The organism is Halomonas sp. ANAO-440, from assembly GCF_019915905.1.
GTDB lineage: Bacteria > Pseudomonadota > Gammaproteobacteria > Pseudomonadales > Halomonadaceae > Halomonas > Halomonas chromatireducens.
This window is the reverse complement of sequence record NZ_JAHXBV010000016.1, coordinates 48587-62205: the sequence shown is the minus strand read 5'-3', so window position 1 is coordinate 62205 and position 13619 is coordinate 48587. Positions and strand designations below refer to the sequence as shown.

12 protein-coding genes are annotated in these 13619 nt (G+C 65.7%); 6 read left to right on the top strand and 6 right to left on the bottom strand.

The window, feature by feature from the left end; translation table 11 throughout:
- Positions 1 to 31: 31 nt before the first annotated feature.
- The 4 genes from KZO25_RS12305 (at position 32) to KZO25_RS12290 (ending at position 4089) form a co-directional block, all read left to right on the top strand.
- A complete protein-coding gene (locus KZO25_RS12305) occupies positions 32 to 691 on the top strand; it encodes a YfgM family protein (protein ID WP_223137192.1) in 660 nt (219 codons plus the stop codon).
- The gene (gene bamB, locus KZO25_RS12300) at positions 688 to 1854 is read left to right on the top strand and encodes an outer membrane protein assembly factor BamB (protein ID WP_066443921.1); all 1167 of its coding nucleotides are present in this window, start codon (positions 688 to 690) and stop codon (positions 1852 to 1854) included. Before KZO25_RS12305 ends, bamB begins: the two co-directional genes overlap by 4 nt.
- The gene (der, locus tag KZO25_RS12295) at positions 1851 to 3254 is read left to right on the top strand and encodes a ribosome biogenesis GTPase Der (RefSeq protein ID WP_066443918.1); all 1404 of its coding nucleotides are present in this window, start codon (positions 1851 to 1853) and stop codon (positions 3252 to 3254) included. Before bamB ends, der begins: the two co-directional genes overlap by 4 nt.
- 193 nt (positions 3255 to 3447) lie before the next feature.
- Positions 3448 to 4089, top strand: a complete 642-nt coding sequence (locus KZO25_RS12290) for a hypothetical protein (RefSeq protein ID WP_262488984.1) — start codon at positions 3448 to 3450, stop codon at positions 4087 to 4089.
- Positions 4090 to 4247: 158 nt separating this feature from the next.
- On the opposite strand, the gene KZO25_RS12285 is transcribed toward KZO25_RS12290, so the two are convergent.
- Positions 4248 to 5114, bottom strand: a complete 867-nt coding sequence (locus tag KZO25_RS12285) for an ATP-binding protein (RefSeq protein ID WP_223137191.1) — start codon at positions 5112 to 5114, stop codon at positions 4248 to 4250.
- 127 nt (positions 5115 to 5241) lie between these two features.
- Here KZO25_RS12285 and KZO25_RS12280 point away from each other — a divergent pair, with 127 nt between their 5' ends.
- Both KZO25_RS12280 and KZO25_RS12275 read left to right on the top strand, forming a co-directional pair.
- A complete protein-coding gene (locus tag KZO25_RS12280; protein ID WP_066443907.1) occupies positions 5242 to 6042 on the top strand; it encodes a M48 family metallopeptidase in 801 nt (266 codons plus the stop codon).
- 18 nt (positions 6043 to 6060) lie between these two features.
- Positions 6061 to 6321, top strand: coding sequence for a hypothetical protein (locus KZO25_RS12275; RefSeq protein WP_066443904.1), 261 nt, complete (start codon positions 6061 to 6063; stop codon positions 6319 to 6321).
- Positions 6322 to 6374: 53 nt separating this feature from the next.
- On the opposite strand, the gene KZO25_RS12270 is transcribed toward KZO25_RS12275, so the two are convergent.
- The 5 genes from KZO25_RS12270 to KZO25_RS12250 all read right to left on the bottom strand — a co-directional run bounded on the left by KZO25_RS12270 (position 6375) and on the right by KZO25_RS12250 (position 13559).
- Positions 6375 to 6707: a hypothetical protein gene (locus tag KZO25_RS12270; RefSeq protein ID WP_223137190.1), complete on the bottom strand. Its 333-nt coding sequence runs from the start codon at positions 6705 to 6707 to the stop codon at positions 6375 to 6377.
- 106 nt (positions 6708 to 6813) lie between these two features.
- Entirely contained in the window at positions 6814 to 9132 is a 2319-nt protein-coding gene (locus KZO25_RS12265; RefSeq protein WP_223137189.1) for an ABC transporter ATP-binding protein, read from the bottom strand.
- Positions 9129 to 10871 carry an ABC transporter permease subunit gene (locus KZO25_RS12260; RefSeq protein WP_223137188.1) on the bottom strand — a complete coding sequence of 581 codons (1743 nt, stop codon included), beginning with the start codon at positions 10869 to 10871 and terminating at the stop codon, positions 9129 to 9131. Before KZO25_RS12260 ends, KZO25_RS12265 begins: the two co-directional genes overlap by 4 nt.
- Positions 10868 to 11848 carry an ABC transporter permease gene (locus tag KZO25_RS12255; RefSeq protein WP_223137187.1) on the bottom strand — a complete coding sequence of 327 codons (981 nt, stop codon included), beginning with the start codon at positions 11846 to 11848 and terminating at the stop codon, positions 10868 to 10870. Before KZO25_RS12255 ends, KZO25_RS12260 begins: the two co-directional genes overlap by 4 nt.
- A gap of 91 nt (positions 11849 to 11939) precedes the next feature.
- Positions 11940 to 13559 carry an ABC transporter substrate-binding protein gene (locus tag KZO25_RS12250; protein ID WP_316935699.1) on the bottom strand — a complete coding sequence of 540 codons (1620 nt, stop codon included), beginning with the start codon at positions 13557 to 13559 and terminating at the stop codon, positions 11940 to 11942.
- Between the last annotated feature and the right edge of the window lie 60 nt (positions 13560 to 13619).

Below are 13619 nucleotides of genomic sequence, written 5' to 3'. Positions count from 1 at the left end.
CGAATCGGACATGCCGTAAAGGAGACCGCCCGTGGCGGAGCTGAGAACTGAAGAAGAGCAGCTGGATGCCATCAAGCGCTGGTGGAAAGAGAACGGCACCTCGCTGATCGCCGGCGTGGCCCTCGCCGCCGCTGGCATATTTGGCTGGAATGCCTGGCAGAACTATCAGGAAAACCAGGCCGAGGCGGCCTCGCTGCGCTACCAGCAGCTGGTCAACCTGGCTGACGCCGAGGCGCTGGACGATGAAGGCCTCGCCCAGGCCCGTGCCCTGGCCGACGAGATCGTCGACAACCACGGCCGCACGCTCTATGCCGACATGGCACGGCTTATCGACGCCCGCCTGGCGGTCGCGCAGGACGACCATGATGCCGCCGTGGCCGCCCTCAGGTCGGTGATCGATGCGAGCAAGCGCGACTACATCCAGGGCCTGGCGCGACTGCGCCTGGCCCGGCTGCAGGTGGCCCAGGGCGATGCCGAAGCCGCACTCGAGACCCTCGGCAGCGGCATCCCCGACGCACTTGCCGCCCAGCGAGCCGATATCCGCGGCGACGCCCAGCTCGCGCTGGGCCGTGAAGACCAGGCGCGGGAAGCCTGGCGTGAAGCGCTGGCCCACGCCGAACAGCGTGACCAGCCGATCTACGGTGTCCAGCTCAAGCTGGAAGACCTTGGCGTTGAAGAGGCGATACTATGATTTCCATCATGCGGCGCAAGGCATCTCTGGCCATTGTCGCCACCCTCACCATCGGCCTGCTGGCCGGCTGCGCCAGCAAGTCCGAGCCGCGCTACTCGCCCAAGGAGCTCACCCGCTTCGATGCCACCGCCGAGTTGGACAGCGACTGGCGCCAGCGGGTCGGCCAGGGTCTCGGGCGTGCCCAGTACCCCATCGCGCCGTCGCTTGACAACGGCACCCTCTATGCCGCCGACGAGCGCGGCCGGGTGATGGCCTTCGAGGCCGACAGCGGCAGTCGGCTATGGCAGAAGGATCTTGATGTCGGCGTTTCCAGCGCCCTGACCGCCGTGGCCGGCGAAATCTACTTGGCCACGCGCAATGGCGAAGTGCTGGCGCTAAGCCAGGACGACGGCGAGGTGCTGTGGCGCTCACGGGTACCCAGTGAAGTGCTGGCCGCCCCCCAGCCGACCCAGCAGCTGCTGGTGGTGCAGAGCGTCGATGGCAGCGTCACCGCCCTGGATCGCAGCAACGGTCAGGAACTTTGGTCACACAGCACCACCGAGCCCGCCCTTACCCTGCGCGGCACCGGCACTCCCTCGGTGATCGACCCAGTCACCTTCGCCGGCTTCGCCAACGGTCGCCTGGTCACCCTGGACAACCGCAGTGGACAGCCGCTGTGGGAGCGACGCATTGCCGTACCTCAGGGCCGTAGCGAGATTGATCGCATGGTCGACCTCGGCGGTCAGCCGGTGCTGACGCCGGATGGGCGCCTGTTCGTTACCAGTTACAACGGCCGCCTGGTGGCCCTGCAGGCCAACACCGGCGAGGTGCTGTGGGAGCGTGAACACTCCAGCCATCTGACGCCGGTGCTGGTGGGCGACCGGCTCTTCACCGTCAACGAAGCCAGTCACCTGGTCGCCTTTGATGCCCGCAACGGCGAGGAAGTGTGGCGCAACCGTGACCTTGAGGGTCGCTGGCTCACCGCACCCGCCTTCGCCGGCGGCAATCTGGTGGTGGGCGACTTCGAAGGCTACCTGCATCTGATCGACACCCAGAGCGGACGCTTCACTGCCCGCACCCGGATCGACAGTTCGGGCATCAGTGTGCGCCCCGTGACCGATGCGCGGCGCATCTATGTGCTGAGCAATAACGGTCGCCTGGAAGCCCTGGACATCCGCCGATGACACCAGTAATTGCCCTGGTCGGCCGCCCCAACGTGGGCAAGTCGACCCTGTTCAACCGCCTGACCCGCTCGCGGGACGCCCTGGTGGCTGACTTCCCGGGCCTGACCCGTGACCGCAAGTACGGTAACGGCCTGCTCGGTGACAAGAGCTATACGGTCATCGACACCGGCGGCATCAGCGGCGACGAGGAGGGTATCGACGCCGCCATGGCCGAACAGTCCCTGGCGGCCATCGACGAGGCCGACATCGTGCTGTTCATGGTCGATGCCCGGGCCGGCCTCAACGTGGCCGACGAGGCCATCGCCAACCACCTTCGGGTCAACCAGAAGAAGACCTGGCTGGTGGTCAACAAGACCGACGGCCTGGAAGAACACTCGGCCATGGCCGACTTCTGGGCGCTGGGGCTTGGCGACCCCTTCCCCATCGCCGCGGCCCACGGTCGCAACGTCACCACCCTGATAGAGACGGTACTCGAACCCTTCCCCGAGCGCGACGAGAGCATTCCCGCCGATACCGGCACCAAGGGGATTCGCATCGGTGTGATCGGCCGCCCCAACGTGGGCAAGTCGACCCTGGTCAACCGGCTGCTGGGCGAGGAACGTGTCGTGGTCTTCGACGAGGCCGGCACCACCCGGGACGCCATCGAGATCCCCTTCGAGCGTCGCGGCAAGCCCTATGTGCTGATCGATACCGCCGGTGTCCGCCGACGCAAGAACGTGCACGAAAGCTTCGAGAAGTTCTCGATCATCAAGACCCTGGAAGCGATCAAGGAGTGCCACGTCGCCATCATGGTGCTGGACGCTCGCAGTGGCCTGGTGGAGCAGGACCTGCACCTGCTCGACTACGTGCTGACCACCGGACGCGCCCTGGTGCTGGCGGTGAACAAGTGGGACGGACTGGAGAGCGAAGCCAAGGAGAAGATGCGCGCCGAGATCAAGCGCCGCTTGGGCTTTGCCGACTACGCCGAGCTGCACTTCATCTCGGCCCTGCACGGCACGGCGGTGGGCGACCTCTACCCCTCCATCGAGCGCGCCTTCGCTTCCGCCAACAGTCACTGGTCGACCAACCGCCTGACCACCCTGCTTCAGGATGCGGTCAGTCAGCATTCGCCGCCCCTGGTACATGGCCGCCGCATCAAGCTGCGCATGGCGCATCAGGGCGGCAGCAATCCGCCCATCATCGTGGTTCATGGCAATCAGACCGAGGCGCTGCCCGAAGCCTACAAGCGCTACCTGATCAATACCTTCCGCAAGGTACTCAAGGTTCGCGGCACCCCCATCCGCTTCGAATTCCGCTCCGGCAGCAACCCCTTCGACCCCATGGCCGACGCCAGCGATCGCGAGAAGGCCAAGAAGCGCGAACTGGGGCGCACCAAGGAGGCTCGCAAGAGCCGTCGCTGAACCCGCCGACTACTCATCACCGCTACTCAGGCATCGCCGGCTCCCGGCCGGCAGTACCGCTTCCCTCGTGCTGTCCTGGCGCTTGCCGGTTACCGTTCCGTTGCGGAAATTATCTTGACAGCAAGGTCCGTCGAACCTGAAATACGCCCGTTTGCCAATCGCTGCTGCCCTTCCAGGGCAGGGAGTCCCTTGCATGATCCTGACCCGCTTACTGCCGAAACCTTCCCACCATCGTCGGCGCTGGCGCCTGCTCGCCCCGTTTTGCCTGGCGGGGCTGCTGACCGGCTGCCTGGCCCTGCCCCAGACCGGCCTTTTTGCCTTCCGCCTGGCAGTTACCTCCCTGGGAGTCGAGGAGGTGCGTATCGGTCCATATGCCGTGGATGCCCGCCTCGACACCAGCGATATCATGTCACTGGCGCTGTCGAGCCTCGGGGCAGGCAGCCTGCCGGTTCAAGCCACGCTGGCCATGGGTCTGGGACTACCCACCGGGATGCCACCGGTGCAGATGTCGGGCTTTCGCTGGACGCTGGACATGCCGGGCGTCGAGCCGGTCAGTGGCAACTATCAGCAGGACGTGACCCTGACTTCAGGTGAGGATGCCAACTTGCGCCTGCCGGTGGCCTTCGACCTGCTCGACGGCGGCCGCGAGCGACTGGCCCCCATGGTGGAGCTGGCCAGCCAGTTGGCAAGCCAGGGCGAACTGCCCGCCGGCAGCGAGCTGGCCATCACCCCCGGTGACCTGCGCGGCCTGGGCATGACCCTGCCCGCTGGCCTGCTCACCCCCACCATCCGCCTGGGCGTGGGAGAGGACGGCTCGCTGATTCCAAGGAGGTAACGTCGTCGCCAAAGCCAAACGGGGCGCCGGGGACAGGTCGTAGAGGGGGTCCTACGCCAGGGATGGCGTCGGTAGCGCCCAGGGATGGGTTCACAGCGCCCCCTCATAGACCTGTCGACGGATCAGCCCCGCTGCCGGTATTCCGCTGACGACTTCTGCTACTCCCCATGCAGGCGACGACGCCCCACCCAGTGGCTGGCGAACTGCCAGGCCCCGCGGCCGCTTCGGCCGCCGCGCAGGGTGGCGAAGCGAACCGCCTCGGCACGGGCCTCGGCACCCCAGTCACTGGCGCTGCCCAGTTGGGTGACCCAGTGGCAGCAGGCCTCTAGGTAGGTGTCCTGATTGAAGGGATAAAAGCCGAGCCACAGCCCGAAGCGGTCCGATAGCGAGATCTTCTCCTCCACGGCATCACCATGATGCAGCTCGTCGCCAACCAGTTGGGACGCCTCGTTGTCGGACAGCGATTCGGGCAGCAGGTGGCGGCGGTTGGAGGTGGCATAAAGCAGCACGTTCTCCGGCGGACCCGTCAGGGCACCGTCGAGCACGCTCTTGAGCGCCTTGTAGGCATCGTCGTGGCCCTCGAAGGAGAGGTCGTCGCAGTAGACGACAAAGCGCTGTGGCTGGTGCCGCAGCTGCTCCACCAGGGTCGGCAATCCGGACAGGTCGTGCCGGTCGACCTGTACCAGCCGCAGCCCTTCCGGTGCCAGGCTGTTGAGCAGGGCGCGGATCAGCGACGACTTGCCGCTGCCCCGCGAGCCCCACAGCAGGGCGTGGTTGGCCGGCAGCTTTTGCAGGAAGGCGCGTGTATTGTCGATCAGCGCCAGCTTCTGTCGCTCGATGCCCAGCAGGTCGTCCAGCGTCAGGGCGTCGCGGGGCGGTACCGGCAGCAGCCGCCCGCCCAGGGCGTGACGCTGCCACAGGGCAGCCACATCGCGCTCCCAGTCGACCTCCTCGGGCACCGGAGGCAGCCAATGCTCCACATGATCCAGCAGTCGAGACAGGCGTCGGGTGAGTTCGGCATCCATTGGCGGCGGCTCCTCATCGGTGACTAAGTGCGATCACGGTTGACCTGATCGTGGTACGGGGTATCTTGTGGCGAACCGCCATCCCCGTCCAGGGTCTCAATAGTCCCGGACACAGGAGATATTCGCTATGCGCTGGATTCGCACCCTTGCCGTGACCGCTCTGGTCCTGACCCTCGCCGCCTGTGAAACCTCTCCCACCGGGAGGCAACAGCTCACCCTGATGTCCGACGCCCAGCTCAACGAAATGGGACGAGAGGCTTTCGAGAAGTACCAGCAGGACCTGCCATCGGCCGGCCAGGCCCAGCAACGCTATGCCCAGTGCATCGCCGACGCCCTGGTTGCCGTACTGCCGGAGCGTGAGCGCAACAAGGACTGGCAGATCCGCGTCTTCGAATCGGAGCAGGCCAACGCCTTCGCCCTCCCGGGCGGCTACATGGGGGTCAACACCGGCATGCTCGATATCGCCAAGACCCAGGATCAGCTCGCCGCGGTGGTGGGCCACGAAATCGGTCATGTGATCGCCAACCACGCCAACGAGCGCGTCTCGACCCACACCTCGACCCAGCTTGCGCTCTCGGTACTGGGCTCCGCGGCGGGCATGCAGGGACAGGGCGGCCAGCAGCTGATGGGCGCATTGGGTCTCGGCGCCCAGTACGGTATCCTGCTGCCCTTCTCGCGCCGCCACGAGAGCGAGGCCGACACCATCGGCGTACGCCTGATGGCCGATGCCGGCTTCGATCCGCGTGCCAGCCTCGCCCTGTGGGAGAACATGAGTGCCCAGGGCGGCGCCCGTCCCCCGGAGTGGATGTCCACCCACCCCAGCCATGGCCAGCGTATGCAGGGCCTGCAGGCGGAGATGGGCAGCGCCATGGCGCGCTACGAGCAGGCACGACAGGCGGGGCGAACGCCCAACTGCCCCCGTCCCTAAACCACTTCTGGAAAGCGAATGCTGAAAATCGGACTACTGCTGTTGATCGTCCCGCCGCTGATGCTGATGGGTCTCTACTTCTGGGAGCTCAGCGACGTACGCGAATGCACCCTCATGCAGGGCGGCTACTGGGACTATCTGGACGGCGTCTGCCGCGATACCTCCCAGCCCTTCGTGCCCTGGGTGGAGCGTCAGCCATTGCTGGTCAACGGCGGCATGCTGCTCTCCGTGGTGGGACTGGTCGTCTGCATGGCCGGGCTCTACGTCAAGCGTCGCTGATGAGATGGCTGCCGCTGAAGGCCCCCCTTGGAACAACACCAGGGAGCCTCTGGTCAGGCCAGGCGACCCGCCAGCGTCAGCAACAAGGCCATCAGTATGATGAACACCGCCGTGGCGGTGCCCAACAGCCCGAACAGCCGGCCCTCTCCTGGCCGGCGCAGCGAAGCAACCCCCATGCCGGCGGCGATCAGCTGCAGGCCAATGAGGAACAGCAGTTCCACACCGACCAGACTGATGCCCGCCGAGTGGCCCCCGGTGTCACCCGGCGCACTGTCCGCGATAATCGAGGCCACGACGACCAACCCAGCCAGGAACACGGCGCCGAACAGCGCCATGAGCAGGGACACAATACCCAGGCTGGAGCGACGGGGCGGTGGTGATGCCATTCCGATACCTCTCGTCTAGCTCAAACTCCGGGAGTGGGCTCGTACATCGAGCCCGCAGGCCGGGAGCGACACCGCTCCCTCCTTGCGTGGACGTTATCGACGCCTCCTAACTGCCAGCCGCTTCTTCCTCGTAAAGATAGCACGCCACCGAATGCTCTCGAGCGATCAGCCGGCGCCGGGGAGACGCCTGGGAGGTGAAATGCACCGCCAGGGCCACGGAGCCATCGGGCGATACCGCCGCGGCGTCGGCCAGTGAGGGGTGCTTCGCCCTCAGAATCGCGGTGAGCTCCTGCCTGGCGGCGTCGATGCCTCCCCCGCGCACCGGCAGATAGACATCCAGCCCGGCCAGCTCCGGCGCCCCCAGGTGCTCGACCTCCTTGCCCGCGATGCGCCATTCGCTCATGGCCGTGACCACATCGCGTCCCTCCCAGCCGCAGTGGCTCATGGCCATGGGGCAGCGGGTATGGAAGTGGCAGCCGTTGGGCGGATCCACGGCGCTGGGAATTTCCCCGGCACTCTCCAACGGCGGCTTGACCACCGTCGGGTCCGGCTCGGGGCTGGCATCGAGCAGCAGCTGGGTATAGGGATGCTTGCGCTCGTGGATCACCTGCTCGGTGGGCCCCACCTCGACGATCTCACCCAGGTACATGATCGCCACCCGGTCTGCCACGTAGCGGATCGTCGGCAGGTCGTGGCTGACATAGACGAAGGAGATGCCCAGCTCGTTGCGGAAGCGGTGCATCAGGTTGAGTACCCCGGCGCGGATCGATACATCAAGCATGGAAACCGGCTCGTCGGCGACGATGAGACGCGGCTCCAGCACGATGGCCCGGGCGATGGCCACCCGCTGTCGCTGCCCACCGGACAGCTCGTGGGGAAAGCGGTCGCGATAGATCTCGGCCGGCTTGAGTCCGGCACGCTCCAGCGACTCGACAACCTTGCGCTCCAGGGCCTCGCCCTCCGCCAACCGGTGGATGACCAGCGGTTCGCCGACGATATCGAAGATGGTGAAGCGCGGGTTCAGGGTCTGGTAGGGGTCCTGGAAGATCATCTGGGCGCTGCGGCGAAAAGCCTTGAGCTCGCGCCCGGCAAACCGGGTGATGTCGACGCCATCGAAGCGTATCTCGCCGGCGGTGATGTCCTGCAGGCGCACCAGCATCTCGCCGGTGGTGGTCTTGCCCGAACCCGATTCGCCGGCCAGCCCCAGGATCTCGCCCTGGCGCAGGTCGAAGGAGATGTCATCGACGGCATGTACCTTGCGGTCCTTGTGCCTGCCCCGCAGGCCGTCCAGGAACCCCTGCTCCACCGGGAAATGCTTGCGCAGCCCCTCCACCTCCAGCAGCAGCGGCGAATCGGCGGCCACCGGCTCGATGGTACCCGCCCCCTGCACCGGTTCGTTCAGGCGCTCGCCGACCACCGCCCAGGTGTCGTTCCTGGCCGCCTTCTCGCGAAAGGCCTCGACCTGCTCCGGGTAGTGGCAGGCGGAGCGACGGTCCTCGCCCACGCTGACCAGCCCCGGGGTTTCGCTGGTACAGCGCTCGGTGGCGAAGGGACAGCGCTCGGCGAAACGGCAGCCGGGCGGGGGATTGAGCAGGTCTGGTGGGCTTCCGGGAATCGAGATCAGCTCGCGCTGGGCGCCTTCCAGTGTCGGGAAGGCGTTGGTCAGCCCCATGGTGTAGGGATGGAACGGCGTGCCGAACACCTCTCTCACCGGCCCGGTCTCCATGATCTGACCGCCGTACATTACCGCGACCCGGTCGCAGGTCTGCACTACCACCGAGATGTCGTGGGTAATGAAGAGCAGTCCCATGCCTCGCTCGCGGCGCAGTTTGGAGAGTCGTGCCAGGATCTGTGCCTGGGTCACCACGTCCAGCGCGGTGGTCGGCTCGTCGGCGATGATCAGCTTGGGGTCCAGCGCCAGTGCCATGGCGATCACCGCGCGCTGCTTCATGCCGCCGCTCATCTCGTGGGGATAGGCCGAGAGCCGCGCGGGATCGATGCCCACCGCACGGAACAAGTCCTCCGCATGGGCCCAGGCCTCATCCCGCTTGATCTTCACATGGGCGTTCATCGCCTCGAGGATCTGGTCGCCAACGGTATACACCGGGTCCAGGGCGTTCATCGCCGCCTGGGAGATCCAGGCGATTTCCTTCCAGCGCACCTTGCGCATCGCCTCAGGATCCAGCTCAACCAGGTTGCGCCCGTCGAAGTCGATGCGCCCGCGGGGCACCTCGCCGTTGGGCGGCAGCAGGCGCAGCATGGCCTTGGCGGCGGTGGTCTTGCCACAGCCGGACTCGCCCACCAGACCCAGGGCCTCGCCCGGTCGCAGGTCGAAGTCGATGCCATCCACGGCCTGCACCGGGCCGGCCCCGGTGCGGTAGTGAATGGCCAGGTCGCTGACGGTCAGTAGTCGTTGTTCGGTCATCGGCGTGCCCTCAGTCGCGGATTGGCAACCAGCTCCAGCGAGCGGGAGATGAAGAACACGGAGAGCACCGTGATCATGATGAACAGGCCAGGGGGCAGGTTCCACCACCAGGCGTCGCGCCAGGCGCCGGAGAGCCGGGCGTTGTGGAGAATACCCCCCCAGGAGATCGACTGGGGCGGCCCCAGGCCGAGGAAGGAGAGCGTCGCCTCGGCGATGATCGATACCCCGACGATGATGGCCAGCTCCAGGAACACCAGCGGCATGACGTTGGGAAAGATGTGCAGGTACATGATGCGCAGGTCCGAGGCACCGGCGACCCGGGCGGCTTTGACGAAGGGCCGCTCGCGCAGCGACAGCACCTGGGAGCGAATCAGGCGCGCCACGGTGCGCCAGGTGAGCAGCGAGACCGCCAGTATCACGATGAACAGGCTGGGCTCGAACAGCAGCACCAGGATCAGCGCGAACGGCTCGAAGGGGATGCCGTACATCACATCCACGGTACGCATCAGCACCGTCTCGGTGCGGCCACGGAAGTAGCCGGCGATCAGACCGACGTTGGCACCGATCAGCACCACCAGGGAAGCACCGATGAAACCCACCAGCAGGGCGATCCGCGAGCCGTAGACGTTCTGGCTGTAGAGATCGCGGCCCAGATGGTCGGTGCCGAACCAGTGCTCGCCGGACGGCGGGGCCAGGCGGTTGACGAAGCGGTCCGAGCCCAGGGCATAGAAGGCGTCCTCCGTCACCATCAGGGTGCGCAGGTGGCGCTCCTCGTCGCTGGGCATCAGCCGCCAGGTATCGCCGTCGCGCTCGAAGATGATGCTGCTGCGGCCGACGGCGAAGGCCTGACCCTCCTCGGTGACCCAGCCAGCGCGCATGGCGCGGGAGTCGGGGGCGTCCTGGCTCTGCCACTGCTCGCCGGGAGCGCTGCGCGCGAGCAGGGTACCCCGCTCACCGACAATCAGCCCCTGGCCGTTCTCGGCCATATGGATATGGTTCAGGTCGCGGTTGGTGGGCATCCGCTCCAGGGTCAGGCTGTCGTCCTCCGGCTCCAGCCGCAGGGTCAAGCCGCGCTCGCCGACGATCCAGGCGCTGCCGTCCACGTCGGTGGCCACGGAGTTCAGCGTCATGCCGCGTCCCAGGGGACTCTCGAGCGCCTCGAAGCTGCCCGAGGCAACGTCGAGGCGCCAGATGGTCTCGTTTGCCCCCACCATCAGCGCCGTGCTCTCGTCACGCCAGGCGACGCCGCTCAGGTGCGTCGTTTCGGGCGCCTCGAAGCGCTGCCAGTCGCTGTCCTGAGCGGCATCGGCGAGCAGCGCCACGGCACCACCCTGCCCTACTGCCAGCGCCGATCCCGCCGGGCTGATGGCGACGTCGTTCAGGGTGGCGTCCAGCGGTGTCTCGAGCTCCTGCCACTCGCCGTCGGCGAAGCGCCATACCGCGCCGTCGCGCCCTACCGCCATGCCGATACCGTCGCGGTAGTCAGCCGCATTCAGGGTGCGGCCACCCAGGGCAGCCTCCTGCACCCAGCGCACCTGACCGTCCTCCACCGTGCGCGTCAACAGCGAGCCTTCTTCCCGCTCGTTGACCGAGAGTGGCTCATGGGTGGAAAGAAATGGCGCAAACAGCGCCATCGCGATGATCGACAGCAGAACCACCAGGCCGATCATGGCCAGTCGGTCGCCGATAATGGCGCGCAGCGGTTCCTGCGCGCTCTTGAGGAATCTGGATCGCATCATTTGAAGCTCACCCTCGGGTCAAGCATGGTGTAGAGGATGTCCACCAGCAGGTTGAGGGTGACCACGAAGGCCGCCATCACCAGAAAGCTGGCCTGGGCGAGGGGGAAGTCCGAGGTACGTACCGAGTTGAGTATCTCGCGGCCTAGTCCAGGCCAGGAGAACACCACCTCGACCACCACCTGGCCACCGGCGGCAAGCCCGATGGTCACCGCCAGCTGTGTCACCACCGGCAACAGGGCATTTCGGGCCGCATGGGCGTAGAGAATGCGCCGCTCCGGCAGCCCCTTGGCGCGGGCCATCTCGATGAAATCCTCGCCGTATACCTCGAGCATGGTGTTGCGCATGATCAGCAGCGGCGAGCCCAGGTAGTAGAGCGCCACCACCAGCGCCGGCAGAATCAGGTGATGCAGGAAATCCAGCGTGAATATCTTGTCGAGGAAGCTAGAGGCCTCGTAGGGCAGTGTGCGCATGCCACTGGTGGGCAGCCAGCCCAGTCCGATCCCGAAAAACAGGATGGCGATCATGCCGGTCCAGAACATGGGCGCCGAGCGGAACATCAGCCCGACGAAGATGCCGGAAGTATCGATGCGGCTACCGCGCCGCCAGGAGAGCCAGGCGCCAAGGGGGGCACCGATGCCATAAGCCAGGATGATGGCGGGCAGCATCAGGATCATGGTATTGCCGAGCCGCTCCCAGATGATGTCGGCCACCGGGGCGCGATAGTGAAAGGAGTAGCCGAAATCACCCTGGACAATATTGGCCAGGTAGATGAAATACTGTTCCCAGATAGGCCGATCGAGCCCGAAGCTGGCGCGAATCTGCTCGCGCTCCGCGGGATTCAGCCCTTCGGTGATCAGGGCAGCAGTCGGGTCGGGAAGTCCAAGGCGGAAGAGAAAGAACAGTACCGTGGCGATGATGAACAACGCCATGAAGCCGTGTAGCACACGGCGTATCAGATAACTTCTGCGTGACGACATGGCATGCTCGCTGTTGACGACTGTACGCTCCCCACCGCCTGGTAGGCGGTGGGGAGTGGCGACGTACGCGGGTTAGGATTGGAAGAGTGGGTTACTTGAGCAGACGACCTTCGTCGTCCCAGGAATAACCCGCCTCTTCCAGCTCCGCACGGGCGGCATCCATGTCAAAGTCGAAGCGCTCGACGAAGGGCTCGTTCCAGAAGGTGTTGACCGGGGCGATCACACTGGAACCCACCTCGCCGCGTCCATCGAGCAGCACGTTGACCATCCGCTCACGATCGGAAGCCATGGTCATGGCCCGGCGCATGGCACGATCGCTCATCGGCTCGCGGCGCAGGTTGTAGGTCATGTGGAAATAGCCGAAGTCCGGCACGTTGACCACGGTGAGGTGCTCCTCGCCCTCCGCCAGGCCGATCTGGCCGGGCTCCATGCGCCAGGCGGTAACGTCGATCTGGCCGGTCTGCAGGCCGGTGTAGACGCCCTCCATGTCCGCATAGATGATGAATTCGACGCCATCCACGGCGATCTCGTCGGCGTGGAAGTGATCCTCGAACTTGCTCAACGCCATGAATTCGCCCCGATCGAAACGCTCATGCACGAACGGACCGGAGCCGACGGTGGGCGTATCGGAGGGCGACAGGGTGGACGCATCCTCGATGCCTTCCCAGATGTGCTTGGGCAGGATCGGGATCTGCGACAGCGAGATGCTGGCAAACGAGGCCGAGGGCTCGCTCAGGTGGAAATGCACGGTGAGATCGTCGATCTGCTCGGCGTTGTCCAGGGCGGCCAGGTAGGAGTTGAAGTAGCTGTAGTCCTGGTCCAGATAGTAGTTCCAGGTGAAGGCCACGTCCTCGGCGGTGACCGGCTCGCCGTCATGGAAGGTCATCCCGTCGCGCAGGGTCACGGCGATGGTGGTCTCATCCACCTGATCCACCGACTCTGCGGCCCAGGGTAGCGGCTCCACGTCGGCGGAGAGGCGGACCAGGCGATCGTAGTAGAGGCGCATCCATTTCCAGCCCCAGACCGAGGTGGAGGCCAGCGGGTTGAGGTTGTCCGGCTCCTGGGGTCCGCCGATACGCAGCGTGCTGCGATCCCCGACCGGCGTCGCCTCCATGGGGCCCCACTCGCTATAAAGGCCCTCACCTGCCATGGGGTTGATGCCCTCGAAGGCGTCGTGATTGAAGGCCACCACCTCATCGCGGTGGAAGAGCACCGCCACCGGCATGTCCGGCTTGTAGAGCGCCTGCATCTCCTGCACCAGGCGCTGGCGCTCGTCCATGTCGAAGGACTGGGACTGCTGGTCGAACAGCTCATCGAACTCGGGATTTTCATAGCCCCCCGGATTGTTGCCGCCCGGGTGCGCCTGGCGGGAATCCAGGGTGCTCAGGAAGAACTGGGGATCGAGCCTGTCGGTGCGACCGCTCCAGCCGAGAATGGTGACGTCGAAGTCCTGCTGGTCGTAGAAGCGCTCCAGGGCGGTGCTGAACTCGGTGGGCTGGACATTGACCTCGAGCCCCAGTTCACGCCAGCGCTCGGCGATGATGAAGGCCGCCTCATAGCGAATCGGGTCATAGGACTCGGTGGTGGTCATCAGGTTGATCGGGGGGACCGGCTCCTGAGCCGTGGCCGAGAAGGCCAGGGTAGTCAGCCCAAGCCCTACCGCACCAGCCAAGAGCTTTCTCGCGAAAATATTGTTGTTGATGGTTTTCACTACTGCCACCTCGGGTTGAAATAGGTTTTCATGCCATGGTTATGCATTGCATGAATATCA

What these genes read in the sequence shown, in the direction of transcription:
- bamB (WP_066443921.1), top strand. Translation starts at nt 688, where the DNA reads ATGATTTCCATCATGCGGCGCAAGGCATCTCTGGCCATTGTCGCCACC.
- KZO25_RS12255 (WP_223137187.1), bottom strand. Translation starts at nt 11,848, where the DNA reads ATGTCGTCACGCAGAAGTTATCTGATACGCCGTGTGCTACACGGCTTC.
- KZO25_RS12265 (WP_223137189.1), bottom strand. Translation starts at nt 9,132, where the DNA reads ATGACCGAACAACGACTACTGACCGTCAGCGACCTGGCCATTCACTAC.
- KZO25_RS12280 (WP_066443907.1), top strand. Translation starts at nt 5,242, where the DNA reads ATGCGCTGGATTCGCACCCTTGCCGTGACCGCTCTGGTCCTGACCCTC.
- KZO25_RS12275 (WP_066443904.1), top strand. Translation starts at nt 6,061, where the DNA reads ATGCTGAAAATCGGACTACTGCTGTTGATCGTCCCGCCGCTGATGCTG.
- KZO25_RS12285 (WP_223137191.1), bottom strand. Translation starts at nt 5,114, where the DNA reads ATGGATGCCGAACTCACCCGACGCCTGTCTCGACTGCTGGATCATGTG.
- KZO25_RS12260 (WP_223137188.1), bottom strand. Translation starts at nt 10,871, where the DNA reads ATGATGCGATCCAGATTCCTCAAGAGCGCGCAGGAACCGCTGCGCGCC.
- der (WP_066443918.1), top strand. Translation starts at nt 1,851, where the DNA reads ATGACACCAGTAATTGCCCTGGTCGGCCGCCCCAACGTGGGCAAGTCG.
- KZO25_RS12270 (WP_223137190.1), bottom strand. Translation starts at nt 6,707, where the DNA reads ATGGCATCACCACCGCCCCGTCGCTCCAGCCTGGGTATTGTGTCCCTG.
- KZO25_RS12290 (WP_262488984.1), top strand. Translation starts at nt 3,448, where the DNA reads ATGATCCTGACCCGCTTACTGCCGAAACCTTCCCACCATCGTCGGCGC.